11 protein-coding genes and 1 tRNA gene are annotated in these 13,181 nt (G+C 64.3%); 6 read left to right on the top strand and 6 right to left on the bottom strand.

Going from position 1 to position 13,181, the window contains the following annotated elements:
- From BKY26_RS14145 to BKY26_RS14135, 3 genes are all read right to left on the bottom strand, one after another.
- The gene (locus tag BKY26_RS14145) at positions 1–2,760 is read right to left on the bottom strand and encodes a DUF4159 domain-containing protein (RefSeq protein ID WP_071691038.1); all 2,760 of its coding nucleotides are present in this window, start codon (positions 2,758–2,760) and stop codon (positions 1–3) included.
- Positions 2,761–2,938: 178 nt separating this feature from the next.
- Complete coding sequence (locus tag BKY26_RS14140) at positions 2,939–3,832, bottom strand: DUF58 domain-containing protein (RefSeq protein WP_071691037.1); 894 nt, start codon at positions 3,830–3,832, stop codon at positions 2,939–2,941.
- Positions 3,829–4,836, bottom strand: coding sequence for an AAA family ATPase (locus tag BKY26_RS14135; RefSeq protein WP_071691036.1), 1,008 nt, complete (start codon positions 4,834–4,836; stop codon positions 3,829–3,831). Before BKY26_RS14135 ends, BKY26_RS14140 begins: the two co-directional genes overlap by 4 nt.
- A gap of 85 nt (positions 4,837–4,921) precedes the next feature.
- Between BKY26_RS14135 and BKY26_RS14130 the strand changes: the two genes are divergently transcribed.
- Positions 4,922–5,500 (top strand): DUF1285 domain-containing protein, encoded by a 579-nt coding sequence (locus tag BKY26_RS14130; RefSeq protein WP_071691035.1) that lies wholly within the window; start codon positions 4,922–4,924, stop codon positions 5,498–5,500.
- 211 nt (positions 5,501–5,711) lie between these two features.
- Entirely contained in the window at positions 5,712–6,212 is a 501-nt protein-coding gene (locus BKY26_RS14125) for a hypothetical protein (protein ID WP_071691034.1), read from the top strand.
- 382 nt (positions 6,213–6,594) lie between these two features.
- On the opposite strand, the gene uvrB is transcribed toward BKY26_RS14125, so the two are convergent.
- Entirely contained in the window at positions 6,595–8,772 is a 2,178-nt protein-coding gene (uvrB, locus tag BKY26_RS14120) for an excinuclease ABC subunit UvrB (RefSeq protein ID WP_083431463.1), read from the bottom strand.
- A gap of 418 nt (positions 8,773–9,190) precedes the next feature.
- Between uvrB and BKY26_RS14115 the strand changes: the two genes are divergently transcribed.
- From BKY26_RS14115 to BKY26_RS14105, 3 genes are all read left to right on the top strand, one after another.
- Positions 9,191–9,502 carry an ETC complex I subunit gene (locus tag BKY26_RS14115; protein WP_071691033.1) on the top strand — a complete coding sequence of 104 codons (312 nt, stop codon included), beginning with the start codon at positions 9,191–9,193 and terminating at the stop codon, positions 9,500–9,502.
- A 4-nt stretch (positions 9,503–9,506) separates the two neighbouring features.
- Positions 9,507–9,980, top strand: coding sequence for a GNAT family N-acetyltransferase (locus tag BKY26_RS14110; protein WP_071691032.1), 474 nt, complete (start codon positions 9,507–9,509; stop codon positions 9,978–9,980).
- 51 nt (positions 9,981–10,031) lie between these two features.
- Positions 10,032–10,108: transfer RNA gene (locus BKY26_RS14105), tRNA-Arg, on the top strand.
- A gap of 94 nt (positions 10,109–10,202) precedes the next feature.
- On the opposite strand, the gene BKY26_RS14100 is transcribed toward BKY26_RS14105, so the two are convergent.
- Positions 10,203–11,426 carry a mandelate racemase/muconate lactonizing enzyme family protein gene (locus BKY26_RS14100; RefSeq protein ID WP_071691031.1) on the bottom strand — a complete coding sequence of 408 codons (1,224 nt, stop codon included), beginning with the start codon at positions 11,424–11,426 and terminating at the stop codon, positions 10,203–10,205.
- Positions 11,427–11,496: 70 nt separating this feature from the next.
- On the opposite strand from BKY26_RS14100, the gene BKY26_RS14095 reads away from it, so the two are divergent.
- Entirely contained in the window at positions 11,497–11,919 is a 423-nt protein-coding gene (locus BKY26_RS14095) for a GNAT family N-acetyltransferase (RefSeq protein ID WP_071691030.1), read from the top strand.
- 7 nt (positions 11,920–11,926) lie between these two features.
- Here BKY26_RS14095 and BKY26_RS14090 read toward each other — a convergent pair whose 3' ends face one another.
- Positions 11,927–13,018 (bottom strand): Zn-dependent alcohol dehydrogenase, encoded by a 1,092-nt coding sequence (locus BKY26_RS14090; protein ID WP_071691029.1) that lies wholly within the window; start codon positions 13,016–13,018, stop codon positions 11,927–11,929.
- Between the last annotated feature and the right edge of the window lie 163 nt (positions 13,019–13,181).

Genomic DNA, 13,181 nt, shown 5'->3' with positions numbered 1-13,181 from the left:
TCATTGCCCCAACCGTTCCAGCAGGGCCGGGACATGGACCTGATCGGATTTGTAATTGCCGCTTAGCACATGCATCACGAGGTTCACGCCGAAGCGCAGGGCAATCTCGCGCTGCCGCTCACCGGTGAAGCCGCGCCCCACCGGGAACATCGGTTGACCAGAGGGCGAGGTGGCCCAGGCCGCGGCCCAGTCATTGCCGCCGATGATGACCGGCGTCACCCCGTCATTGAGGTTGCGGAAGGGCATGCCCTCGACCTGTTCGGCATCGGGCGGCGCGGCCTCGACCCAGACATCGCGGCCCAGATGGCGGCCGGGGAAATCCTGCAGCAGATAAAACGCACGGGTCAGCACGTGGTCATCGGGGATCGGTTCCAGTGGCGGGATATCCAGCGGCTCGGCCAGGTCCCGCAGGCGGCGGCCATTGGGCGTGCCCGCCCCGAAGGCTCCGATATCGGCGTCGCGCGTGTCGAAAACGATCATGCCACCCCCGCGCAGATAGGCGTTCAGACGCGCATAGGCGGCGTCGGACGGCGTCGGCTGATCGGCACTGATCGGCCAGTAGAGCAGCGGGAAGAACACCAGCTCGTCGGTTTCCAGATCGACGCCGATTGGCGCGGCAGGTTCGACCGAGGTGCGGCTGGTCAGTGTCAGCCCCAGCCCCCAGAGACCCGCACGAGAGATCTCGTCAAGCTGCTCATCCCCGGTCAGCACATAACCTAGCGTGATCTCGGAGGTGGCGAGCAGCGCGAGGATGTCGTCATCGCTGAGCTCCTGCGCCTCCCCCGGTTGTGCCAGCAGCGCCACCAGCAGCATGGCCGCCCCCCGCGCCGCGCCGGTCAAGCGGCCCGACAGCCACAGGGCCGCGAGCGAGTCGAGCAAAAGCAGCACCAAAGCGGTCACGAGGAAATAGGGCGTCAGGTCTTCCGTCTCGACCACGCGCAGCCCCTCGACAGGCACATCCGCAGGCCAGTCGACCGGGGTCAGAACCGCGTCAGCCGCCATCACATTGCGCGCCACCCGCCGATCCGATCCGGCATAAAGCCCCGGCAGCAGCGTTGCCGACAAAGGCGCATTGGCCAGATCGGCCCCAGCCACGCCCGGCAGGGCCCCGGCATCCCGGCGCTGACCATAGGCGTCGAGCACCACATCCGGAACCCAGGTGATACCCTCCAGATCGGCGGCATCCGGGTCCACGGGACGGGTCGAAATCGCCAACCGCTCGAGCATCTGCACGAACAGGCCCGACAGCGGCAGGCTCGACCATTCCGCATTGGCCGTGACATGGAACAGCACCACCTGCCCCTGTCCCAACCGGCTGCGGGTGACAAGCGGCGTGCCGTCAGCCAGTGCCGCGATGGTACGGCTGGCCAGTTCCGGGTCGGGCTGTGCCAGCACCTGCGCGGTGACCAGAACATCCGCCGGAATCGGCAATCCGTAGAAAGGTGAGGCCTCGTCAAAGACGCGCAGCGCCTTGGGCTCCCCCCAACTCATCGCGCCGCCCACGGTGCGGCCCCCTTCGCGCAGGCGCACGGGCATCAGCGGATGGGCGCTGTCGCGGGCGAGGTCCGACCCCGCCAGACGCGGCCCGGCAAAGCGCAGCAGCATGCCGCCCCGCTCCACCCAGGCCAGCAGCTCGGAATCTTCCTCGGGCGAGAGCGTCGCCACATCGGCAAGGATGATCACATCGGGGCTGGCCAGCAGCATGTCGGGCAGCGCCACCTCCAGCAGGTCCGCCGTGGGCGCCAGCGCCTGCCGCAGGTAGTGCAGCGGCGACAGCAGTTCCTGCCCCTCCTGATCCGGGCTGCCCGCGACAAGACCCACCTGGCGGCGCTGCAACGCGTCATCGGTCAGCGTCACCGCCCCGGCGCTGCGTTCGCCCGCGATCTCGAAGCGGTTCATCCGGTTACGCAGTTCCGGCGGCAGGTCGAGCTCCATTTCGGCGCTGGTCTCACCGGCGTCGAACACCATCACGCCGCGCGCCAGTTCCCGCTCGATCCCGGCAGGGTCGAGGCCAAACCCCTGAACGGTCACCTCCCGCGCGCCCGCGCCCTCCAGCCGCTGCCCGGACAGCCGGATCGCACCATCCTCGAACCGGGGCGGGCCGAGCGCCAGCAGCGTGCGGCTGCCCTCAAAGGCGGTGACCGGCCCGGCCTGTTGCAAACGGTCCAGCAGCGCGTCGCGGCCCGCATGGTCCAGCCCGTCCGAGAACCAGAAGGTCTGGATACCGGTCTCCAACCCCTCGGCCCAGGCCAGTGCCTGCGCCATGTCGGGGGCGAAAGGAGCCGGGTCGAGATTGTCGAGCCGCGCCGCCCAGGCATTGGCCGATTGGAAGGGCATGTCGCCCTCGGGCGGCAGGTCGGTCAGCTGGACCAGCGCCACCGGGCGGCCCTCACGGCCCGCATCCTCGATCAGCGCCAGCGCCCGGTCGACCCGGGACGGCCAATCGCGGGCCGAGGCCCAGGAGCCATCCATCAACACCAGCAGCGGGCCGTCCTGATCGCTCGCCTCCTGCGGATTCAGAACCGGCCCGGCAAAGCCGATGATAGCGGCGGCGACAGCAAGAATGCGCAAGAGCAGCAGCCACCAGGGGGTTTTGTCGGACTGGCTGTCTTCGTCCCTGAGGCCGATGAGCAGCGCCACGCCGGGAAAGCGCCGCAGGATGGGCGCAGGCGGCACGGCGCGCAACAGCCACCACAGGATCGGCAGGAAAAAGAGCGTCAGCAACAGAAGCGGCGTGGCGAAGGCAACAGGTCCGATCATGACGCTGCCTGTCCCATTTGGCGCGGGGAAGCCTCTTCGAAGAGGCTTGCAAATTCCTTCGAAGGAATTTGATCCGCGATCCGTCGAACGGCTCTCTCCCGGCTGTATGGTGCGCCAGAACGCTCTTCGAAGAGCGTTTCAATGCCCTCCGAAGGGCATTCGCCACCGCTAACCGCCATCATGACGCCCCCTTTTCGAGCGCCCGGTAAAGCCACAGCAGGCTCGGCTCCGCCGCATCGCCGGTATGGTGGCAATGATAGCGCCAGCCGGTGCGCGCCGCGATCTGGCGCAGCTGGTCCTTCCGCGCTGCAAGCCGCTTCAGATAGGCCGCGCGCAGCCCGCCCGCCTTCAGCGTCTCGAACCGCAACCCGCCGCCCATGCTTTCGAAGACCGTGCGCCCATCGAACGGAAAGCTCTCCTCGTCTGGGTCCAGCAGCTGCACCAGCGCGCCCTTCACGCCCCGGTCTGCCGCCTGCCCAAGCGCCCGTTCCAGCGGCGTCAGATCACCGAGGAAGTCCGAGAAGAACACCGCCCGCGACCCGGCGGGCAGGATCTGCGGCGACGGCGCGCCATAATCCGGCGTCTCCCGCTCCTCCATCAGTGCCGCCGCCATGCGCATCAGCTGCGCCTCACCGCCGCGCGGGGGATCGGACAGATGGGTCAGCCCCACCCGTTCGCCGCCTCGAACGGCCAGGATTGCCAAAGCCATCGCCAGCGTCTGCGCGCGGCGCAGCTTGGAGGGGCGTGATTTCGCCCCCGAATACCCCATGCTCTGCCCGTCATCGACGCCGATCATCACCGATTGCGCCGCTTTCCATTCGGTCTGCCGCACGTAAAGCCCGTCCGCCCGGGCCGAACGCCGCCAGTCGATCGACCGCAGGGAATCCCCCGCTTCGGCATTGCGATACTGCCAGAACTCATCGCCCATCCCGTGCCGCTTCCGCCCGTGTTCCCCAAGCAGGATCGTCGCCGCCAGATGCTGCGCATCGGCCAGCAGCGCAGGCAGGCTACCCGCGACCGCCTCGGAACGGGACCGCAGCGTCTCGGCGGTATGAAGCGTGGGTTGGGTCAAGCGGCGGCCTCGGTGCGGGTGGCCTGTGCAGTGACCGCGTCAATCACCGCATCGAGCTCGATCCCCTCGGCCCGTGCCGCGAAACTCAAGGCCATGCGGTGCGACAGAACCGGCCGCGCCATGGCGGCCACATCCTCGGGCGAGGGCGCCAGCCTCCCGTCCAGCAGCGCCCGCGCCCGCACCGTCAACATCAGCGCCTGCGCCGCACGCGGGCCGGGGCCCCAGGCCACATGGTCGCGCACCATCGCGGGCGCGCCGGCATCCTCGGGCCGGCAGGCGCGCACCAGATCGAGGATCATCTCGACCACCGCATCGCCGACGGGCATCCGCCGCACCACTTGCTGCGCGGCCATCAGCGTGTTGGAATCGAACACCTGATGCGCCACCGTTTCCTCGGTGCCGGTGGTGGCCAGTAGAATGCCCTTCTCGGTCGCCCTATCCGGGTAATCCACGTCGATCTTCACCAAAAACCGGTCCAGCTGCGCCTCGGGCAGCGGATAGGTGCCCTCCTGTTCAATCGGGTTCTGCGTGGCCAGCACATGGAAGGGGCGCGGCAGCGGATGGTGGACGCCCGCGACGGTCACCTCCATCTCCTGCATCGCCTGCAACAGCGCCGATTGCGTCCGGGGGGAGGCGCGGTTGATCTCATCGGCCATCAGAAGCTGACAGAAGATCGGCCCCTCGATGAAACGGAACGACCGCGCCCCGTCGCCGCCGGTTTCCAGCACTTCCGACCCCAGGATATCGGCGGGCATCAGATCCGGCGTGAACTGAATGCGAGACCCGCTCAGCCCCATGACGGTGGACAGCGTATCGACCAGCAGCGTCTTGCCCATCCCCGGCAGACCCATCAGCAGCGCATGGCCGCCCGACAACATCGCGGCGAGCGACAGGTTCACCACCTCCTCCTGCCCGATGATGCGCGTGGCGATGGCGGCCTTGGCCTCGGCCAGCTTTCCCCCCAGATTTTCGATCTCTGTGACCAGCTTTTCGGGGTCAGACATGGCAATACTCCGGTGAATGGTTATGTTCTCCTAGTAAAGACAACTATTGCGGCAAGCTCAAACGGCAAAAGCAAAGACCGGACAAATGATCGTGAAAGCCACCCCCGACAGCCTGATTGCAGCGGCGAAAGCCGCCCAGAAAGACGGCAAGCACCCGCCGGTTCACCTGTGGAACCCCGATTTCTGCGGCGATCTGGACATGGAAATCCGGCGCGACGGCACCTGGTTCTACCTCGGCACCCCGATTGGCCGCTTTCCGCTGGTCAAGCTCTTTGCCTCGATCCTGAAGCTGGAAGACGGCAAATATTTCCTCGTGACGCCGGTCGAAAAGGTCGGCATCCGCGTGGTGGACGCCCCCTTCGTGGCGGTGGACATGGACGCGGCGGGCGATGGCCGTGACCAGGTCATGACCTTCACCACCAATGTGGAGGATGTGGTGGTCGCGGATTCGGATCACCCCATCCGCGTGGAGCGCGACGAGACCGGCGAACCCTCGCCCTACATCCATATCCGCGCCGGGCTGGAGGCGCTGATTGACCGCAAGACCTTCTACCGGATGATCGAGCTCGGCGAATCGCACGAGGTCGAGGGCGTGGACATGTTCGGCGTCTGGTCCTCCGGCCAGTTCTTCCCGATCATCCCGGTGGCGGAGCTGGAGGTCTGAGGCTCAGAATTCCGGAACCTGCAGCCCTTGTTCCGCCGCGTCTTCATCGGTGAACCGTCCGATGTTCAATTCGGAGCGAAAACCGGGTGTGGACATGTCTGGCGCGTTTGGAGAGCGGCTTGGGTAGCAACTGTCTCGGTTCGAATGCGGGATTTGAGTTCTTTTCGCTATGTGCTAAGGTGAAAGAAAACTGATTTAGGCAGTAGAAACTATGTTGGGTGACTATCAAAGTTTGGCACAGCTTGCTGTCGGCCTGAATGTGGGTTTTGCAGCCTTTTACGCCTATTTTGGAGACACCTACTTCTCAGAGAGAAGAATTTGTGATGGCTTGCAGAAAGGTCTAGAAACTATTAAGCTGCCTGAGACTGGAGAAAAACTAAGCAAGCACCAAGAAGCAAAAAGATATTTAGGCGATGCGGATCGAGAATTGAAGCGCGTTGGGTTGAGCGGGGTGCGTTCAAACTATTGGCCGTTTGCTATTTCGTTGTCTGCGGCGTTGCTGGCTTTCATTCTTTTAGTTGATTTTTCTAATAGTGCATCTGAAAGCCTAACACTATTGAAGTCCCTACTTCTCGGTCTCAGTTACGTTGCTGTGGTTGTATTTGCAATGCTTCCTTTGATCCGTGATCTTAAGTCAAGAAGATTGATCCGTCAAAATCTGACTTCCGCAGATGACTTGATCGCGGAGTTGATGCTAGGTAACCCAAAGTAAAAAGACGTTAAAAAGAAGTAGGTATCTAAGTGCAAATTGAACACGCTGGACATAATCATCCCGCTCTTAGGGGTCTTAATCAGTGCGGTCGTCCGATGATAAGATTTGATCTCTCTCCCGATCTTGCACTCCCCAACCAATACGTAAGTATTATACTGGCGTTGCTAAATGTCCCATCTAAGGTGGAGGCCATTGCGACCCTTAGAGATCATGGCTGGGATGTTTTCCATATGTCCGAAAGATCGTGGTTGATTGATACTCCTTGCGGTATGCGTTTTTGCTACGTGACACGAAAGCGTTGGTATCAACAAAGGCGCTTCGAAAATCAACGCCTTTCTTACGAAAACCAACGCGGTGCGATCCGCTAACCTCTACATACCGATCACCCCCTCCTTCTCTTCCCACCCCTCTGCCCCGGCCGCCCCGCCGTTGACCGGCCCGAGGCCTTCGCGGCCCCCTCCACAGCCGCGTCCACGGCGGATTGACGCGCCAAAGGGTCGTCCGAGACCACAAGGTCCACCGTTTCCAGCCGTTTGACCTCATCCCGCAGGCGGGCGGCTTCCTCGAATTCGAGGTTCTCGGCGGCCTTGCGCATCTGCTCTCGCAGGCCCTCCAGATGCGCCTCAAGATTGGCGCCGTGCAGGGGCTTGTCCACCTTGGCGGTGACGCGGGCCATGTCGACGTCGCCCTCGTAGAGGCCCGCCAGAATATCCTCGACGTTCTTCTTCACCGTCTCGGGCGTGATCCCGTGTTCCTCGTTATAGGCCATCTGCTTTTCGCGGCGGCGGTTGGTCTCGCCGATGGCGCGTTCCATGCTGCCGGTCACGCGGTCGGCATACATGATCACGCGGCCCTCGGCGTTCCTTGCGGCGCGCCCGATGGTCTGAACCAGCGAGGTTTCGGAGCGCAGGAACCCCTCCTTATCCGCGTCCAGAATGGCCACCAGCCCGCATTCGGGGATGTCGAGCCCCTCGCGCAGAAGGTTGATGCCGACCAGCACGTCGAAGGCCCCGAGCCGCAGGTCGCGCAGGATCTCGATCCGTTCGATCGTGTCAATGTCGGAATGCATGTAGCGCACCTTGATGCCCTGTTCGTGCAGGTATTCGGTCAGGTCCTCGGCCATGCGTTTCGTCAGCGTCGTGACAAGCGTGCGGAAGCCCGCCGCCGTCACCTTGCGGATTTCGTCCATAACGTCGTCGACCTGCGTGGTGACGGGGCGGATCTCGACCTCGGGGTCCAAGAGCCCCGTGGGCCGGATCACCTGTTCCGTGAAGACGCCGCCGGTCTGTTCCAGCTCCCACGCGGCGGGAGTGGCGGAGACGAAGACGGATTGCGGCCGCATCGCGTCCCATTCCTCGAATTTCAGCGGGCGGTTGTCCATGCAACTGGGCAGGCGGAAGCCATGTTCGGCCAGCGTGAACTTGCGCCGGTAGTCGCCCCGGTACATGCCGCCGATCTGGGGCACGGAGACGTGGGATTCATCGGCGAAGACGATGGCGTTGTCGGGGATGTATTCGAACAGAGTGGGGGGCGGTTCGCCCGGCGCGCGGCCCGTCAGGTAGCGCGAATAGTTCTCGATCCCGTTGCAGACGCCGGTGGCCTCCAGCATCTCCAGATCGAACCGGGTGCGCTGTTCAAGACGCTGCGCTTCCAGCAGCTTGCCCTCGTCCTCCAACTGCTTGAGCCGCAGGGTCAGCTCTGCCTTGATGCCCTTGATGGCCTGTTTCATCGTCGGTGTGGGCGTCACGTAGTGGCTGTTGGCGTAGACGCGGACCTTTTCCAGCGTGTCGGTCTTGGCCCCGGTCAGCGTGTCGAACTCGGTGATCGACTCCAGCTCCTCCCCGAAGAAGGACAGCCGCCAGCCGCGATCTTCAAGGTGAGAGGGCCAGATTTCCAGACTGTCGCCCCGCACGCGGAAGGTGCCGCGATGAAACGCCTGATCGTTGCGTTTGTATTGCTGCGCGATGAGGTCGGCCATGACCGCGCGCTGGTCGTATTCCTTCCCGACCTCGATATCCTGCGTCATCGCCGTGTAGGTCTCGGGCGAGCCGATGCCGTAGATGCAGCTGACAGAGGCCACGATGATCACGTCATCGCGCTCCAGCAAGGACCGGGTGGCGGAATGGCGCATCCGGTCGATCTGTTCGTTGATCTGGGATTCTTTTTCTATGTAGGTGTCCGAGCGCGGCACGTAGGCCTCGGGCTGGTAATAGTCGTAGTAGCTGACGAAATACTCGACCGCATTGTCGGGGAAGAAGCCCTTGAACTCCCCGTAAAGCTGTGCGGCGAGCGTCTTGTTGGGAGCCAGGATGATCGCCGGGCGCTGCGTTTCCTCGATGATCTTGGCCATGGTGAAGGTCTTGCCGCTGCCAGTGACGCCAAGCAGCACCTGATCGCGTTCGCCGCCCATCACGCCCTCGGCCAGTTCCGCGATGGCCGTGGGCTGGTCGCCTGCGGGCTGAAATGTGGTGTGCATGACGAAGCGCTTGCCTCCCTCCAGCTTGGGACGGGAGGCGGTGGCTACGGCGATGTCACGGCGGTCGGTGGTCGAATAGGGCATGCATTTATCCTTGGGTTGCCCCTTAGAATGATCTCTTTTTGTTCGCCTGCAAGGGGGCGCCTGGGAATTTCGCCGGGCGTTTTCGGTGGCGATGTCATAGCTGACATCTACTGACAGCATTCTGTCAGCAGGGTGTGTTGCGCGAAAGAAAATCGCGCGGGCGCGTACTGCGCTGAATTTTAAACGATTTCGTAAGAAATCTGCAGGAGTATTCCCTTGCTGCCCGATGTATCCCCACCTTAAGGTTGCATGGCAAGCAGCAAAACGGTTGCCGGTCGGCCTCGCACCACCCACCCCACACTCGCTCCACGAGCCCGGCCGGCAGCCTGCTTCCCCCTTCCCGCGACCAGATTGACCGTTGCATACCACACCGGGTTTCATGATAAGACGACCCCGTGACCTGCCAAGGAGTGGCCCGATGCGCGCACGAATCTATCAGCCTGCCCGGAACGCGATGCAGTCCGGCCTTGGAAAGACCAAGACCTGGGTGCTGGAATTTGCACCGGCTGAACGGCGCGAGGTCGATCCGCTGATGGGGTGGACCGGATCGGGCGACATGAACAGCCAGGTCAAGTTGCGCTTCGACAGCCTGGAGGCCGCGCAGGCCTATGCGCGGGAGCACGGGATCGAGGCCGTCGTCCTGCAGCCGCAAAAACGCAAGGCCAACATCCGCAAGGGCGGCTATGGTGAAAACTTCGCCACCAACCGCCGTCAGGTCTGGACCCACTGACAGGATGACCTGCCAAGGTCGCCTGACCGTGACGCTGGAGGACACCAGTCGCGCGGATGTGGTCGAGCTGTTGCAGATTCACGAGACACTGATGCGGAACCAGACCCCGCATGCCAGTTGCCATGTGAAATCGGTCGATGACCTGACTGGCGCAGGCACGCGGCTCTTTTCCCTGCGTGACAATGACCGGCTTCTGGCAATCGGGGCTTTGGTGGGCATCGGTCCGGGACATGAAGAGCTGAAATCCATGCATGTGCGCGACATCGCCCGGGGACGCGGTGCCGGTCAGACCTTGCTGGAGGGCATGCTTGCCGACGCCCGGTCGCGCGGGGTGCAACGGATCAGCCTTGAAACCGGGGCGGGCACAGATCACGCAGCCGCCCGGTCGCTTTACACCCGCGCAGGATTCATTCCCTGCGGCCCCTATGCAGGTTACGCAGACGATCCCCTATCCACCTTCATGACCCGCGAGATTTGACGCAGCTTGTCCCTTGCGTTCGGTGTCGCGGTCGCGCATCTAGAGCACAGCGGTCCCGTAGCTCAACTGGATAGAGCAGCTGACTTCTAATCAGCAGGTTCGGGGTTCGAGTCCTCGCGGGATCGCCATTTTCTTCGTTCTTTCAGCGGGCCGAGATCATGCGCGGCCGCATTGCCGTGAATTCCGGAAACCGGATGTCGCGTGGCGGACAGGCGGTGTGCCTCAGTCCGGCGATCCTCCCGCGAAGGCGTTGCCGTTCTGCCAGTCGCAGGGCGTGTCCTGCATTTCCAGATGCAGCCCGCTGCGGTCGCAGGGATGGGCGCGGGCGAGGTCCTCGTTGAACTCGATCCCCAGCCCCGGCCCCTCCGGCGCGTGGACAAAGCCGTTCTCCACCTTGATCGTGCCGCCGATGAGGTCCCGGTGGAAGTCGGTCTCGATCGTCTCGACCAGCAGAAGGTTCGGGCAGGTGGTGCCCAGATGGATATTCGCCGCCCATTCCACCGGCCCGGCATAGAGATGGGGCGCGATCTGCGCGCCGAAGGCTTCGGCCAGCGTGGCGATCTTCTTGCCCTCCCAGATGCCCCCGGCCCGGCCAAGCGCCGGTTGCAGGATCGTGGCCGCACCCGCGCGCAGAACATCGGCAAACTCGGCCTTGGTGGTCAGGCGTTCGCCGGTGGCGACGGGAATGCGCACAGCACGCGCGACCTCGGCCATGGCGACGTGGTTATCGGGGGGGGTCGGTTCTTCGAACCAGAGCGGGCTGTAGGGCTCCAGCGCCTGGCCGAGCCGAATGGCGCCGCCGGGGGTGAACTGGCCATGGGTGCCGAAAAGCAGGTCGGCCCGGTCGCCCACGGCCTCCCGGATTGCCTTGCAGAAGGCGACCGAGCGCGTGATGTCGGACATCGCGGGCATGTGGCCGCCGCGCATGGTGTAGGGGCCGGCGGGATCGAACTTCACCGCCGTGTAGCCGCGCGCGACGCAATCGGCCGCCGCCTCGCCCGCCATTTCGGGCGAAATCCAGAATTCCGTCGGGTGGTGATGGGCAAGCGGGTAAAGGTAGGTGTAGGCCCTGAGCCGCTCGTTCATCCTGCCGCCGATCAGGGCCCACACGGGCCGGTTCCGCGCCTTGCCGAGGATATCCCAACAGGCGATTTCCAGCCCCGCGAAGGCGCCCATGACGGTAAGGTCGGGGCGCTGCGTGAAGCCCGAGGAATAGGTGCGGCGGAAAATGCGTTCGATATTCTCGGGGCTTTCGCCCTCGAAATAGCGCCCGAACACATCCGCGATCACCGCGCGCATCGCCTCCGGCCCCACCGAGGAGGCGTAGCACTCACCATAGCCCGTGATCCCGCAGGCAGTGGTCAGCTTGGGCACGATCCAGTAGCGCCCGCCCATGCCGGGGTTGGGCGGCGCGATGACGAAGATTTCCAGATCGGCCAGTTTCATGCGGCTGCTCCCTCGGCTGTGCTTGCGCCACCCTGCCCCGCCCGGCACGGTTGGGCAAGGAGGCTCTGAAATGGATGCTATCGAGATTCGCCGCCTCGGCTTGGAAGATGCCGACCTCGTCCTGTCTGTCCGCGACGGGGTGTTCGACGGGCCGGTGCGCCCCGACCCGTTGCGACACAAGCTGACGGCACCGGGACAACTGCTGATCGGGGCGCTTGCCGATGGGGCGCTTGTCGGGATGGCCTCTGGTGCGGTTGTCCTGATGCCGGACAAGGCCCCAAGCCTCTACCTCGACGAGATCGGCGTGCACGAAGACTGGCGGCGGCGCGGGATCGGACTGGCGCTTGGGCAGTCTGTGCTGACGGAAGCCCGCGCCATGGGCTGCGAAACGATCTGGCTGGCGACCGAGGATGACAACGCCCCGGCCCGCGCGCTCTACGCCCGCCTCGGGGGGCGGGCGCAGACGGGTGTTGTGGTCTACTCCTGGGATTGACGGGTCGTCACGCCTCGCCGAGCAGGATCACGTTGCGCCGTGCGTGGCCGGTTTTGGTGTCGGCGATGGCCTCGTTGATCTGGTCGAGCGTCCAACGGTTGGAAATGAGCTCGTCCAGTTTCAGGCGGCCCTGGCTGTACATGTCCACCATCCACGGAATGTCGCGCGGCAGAACGGCATCGCCCATCTTGGAGCCTTTCATCCCCTGCCCCACGGCGGCGATGATCACCGGTTCATATTCCGCCATCGCCCCGCTGTGCGGCATCCCCACGGCATACATGGTGCCGCCGCGCGCCAGCAGGCGCAGGGATTGTTCATAGGCCGGGATCGCGCCGACGGTGACGAAGACCGCGTCGGCCATCTTGCCGCCAGTGATCCTGGCCACGGCCTTCCAGGGTTCGGACTGGGTGGCGAGAATGCCGTCTGTCGCACCGAACCCCTTGGCATCGTTTAGTTTTTCCTCGGACATGTCCATCGCGATGATGCGCGCGGCCCCGGCGATGCGTGCGCCCTGAATGGCGTTGAGCCCGACACCGCCCGCGCCGATCACCACGACATTCTGGCCGGGGCGCACCTTGGCGGTGTTCACCACCGCGCCGATGCCGGTGATCACGCCGCAGGCCAGCAGGCTTGCCACATCGGCGGGCATGTCGTCCGGCAGTGGAGCAAGCTGGCTTTGATGGACCACGGCGGCCTCGGCAAAGGCACCGCATTCCATGGCTTTCGTGACGACGGTGCCATCGGTCAGGCGAATGGCCGGGTCAACGGGCGTGTTGCCATCGCAATAGACCGGCGCGCCGGAGGCGCAGGAGCCGCAGGTGCCACAGGATTTTATGAGCGTAACCAAGACCTTGTCGCCTGGCTTGTAGGCAGTGACACCGGGGCCGACCGAGGTGATCCGGCCCGCCGCCTCGTGGCCATACACCGCCGGCAGGTCGCCGCCCCATCCGCCGTCGATGAAGGAGATATCGGAATGGCAGATGGCGACGGCATCGAGCTTGACCTCGACCTCGCCCTGCATCGGAGCCCGCAGCTCGATCTCCTCGATGGTCAGCGGCTCGCCGAAGGCGTGGCAGACGGCGGCTTTGACTTTTGTCATGTGGCGATTCCTCCCTCGCGCTTTGGGACGAGACTGCGGGGCATGGGGGCAGGGTTCAAGAGGCGAGAGCGGCAAATCGCGTGTTCCGTCGCGACATTTCCGGGGCCAAATCGGGGGGCGCCATGCGTACACCCCCCGTACACCATGCGTGCATATGAAACGC

This window comes from Nioella sediminis (assembly GCF_001879695.1).
In the GTDB taxonomy this organism is placed as follows: Bacteria; Pseudomonadota; Alphaproteobacteria; order Rhodobacterales; family Rhodobacteraceae; genus Nioella; species Nioella sediminis.
Note: the sequence above shows the minus strand (reverse complement) of the source record. Positions and strands in the feature narration are given on the sequence as shown.

Excerpts from the sequence above, each read along its gene's own strand:
- BKY26_RS14145 (WP_071691038.1), bottom strand. The coding sequence starts at position 2,760 with ATGATCGGACCTGTTGCCTTCGCCACGCCGCTTCTGTTGCTGACGCTC.
- BKY26_RS14135 (WP_071691036.1), bottom strand. The coding sequence starts at position 4,836 with ATGTCTGACCCCGAAAAGCTGGTCACAGAGATCGAAAATCTGGGGGGA.
- BKY26_RS14130 (WP_071691035.1), top strand. The coding sequence starts at position 4,922 with ATGATCGTGAAAGCCACCCCCGACAGCCTGATTGCAGCGGCGAAAGCC.
- BKY26_RS14125 (WP_071691034.1), top strand. The coding sequence starts at position 5,712 with ATGTTGGGTGACTATCAAAGTTTGGCACAGCTTGCTGTCGGCCTGAAT.
- uvrB (WP_083431463.1), bottom strand. The coding sequence starts at position 8,772 with ATGCCCTATTCGACCACCGACCGCCGTGACATCGCCGTAGCCACCGCC.
- BKY26_RS14115 (WP_071691033.1), top strand. The coding sequence starts at position 9,191 with ATGCGCGCACGAATCTATCAGCCTGCCCGGAACGCGATGCAGTCCGGC.
- BKY26_RS14110 (WP_071691032.1), top strand. The coding sequence starts at position 9,507 with ATGACCTGCCAAGGTCGCCTGACCGTGACGCTGGAGGACACCAGTCGC.
- BKY26_RS14100 (WP_071691031.1), bottom strand. The coding sequence starts at position 11,426 with ATGAAACTGGCCGATCTGGAAATCTTCGTCATCGCGCCGCCCAACCCC.
- BKY26_RS14095 (WP_071691030.1), top strand. The coding sequence starts at position 11,497 with ATGGATGCTATCGAGATTCGCCGCCTCGGCTTGGAAGATGCCGACCTC.
- BKY26_RS14090 (WP_071691029.1), bottom strand. The coding sequence starts at position 13,018 with ATGACAAAAGTCAAAGCCGCCGTCTGCCACGCCTTCGGCGAGCCGCTG.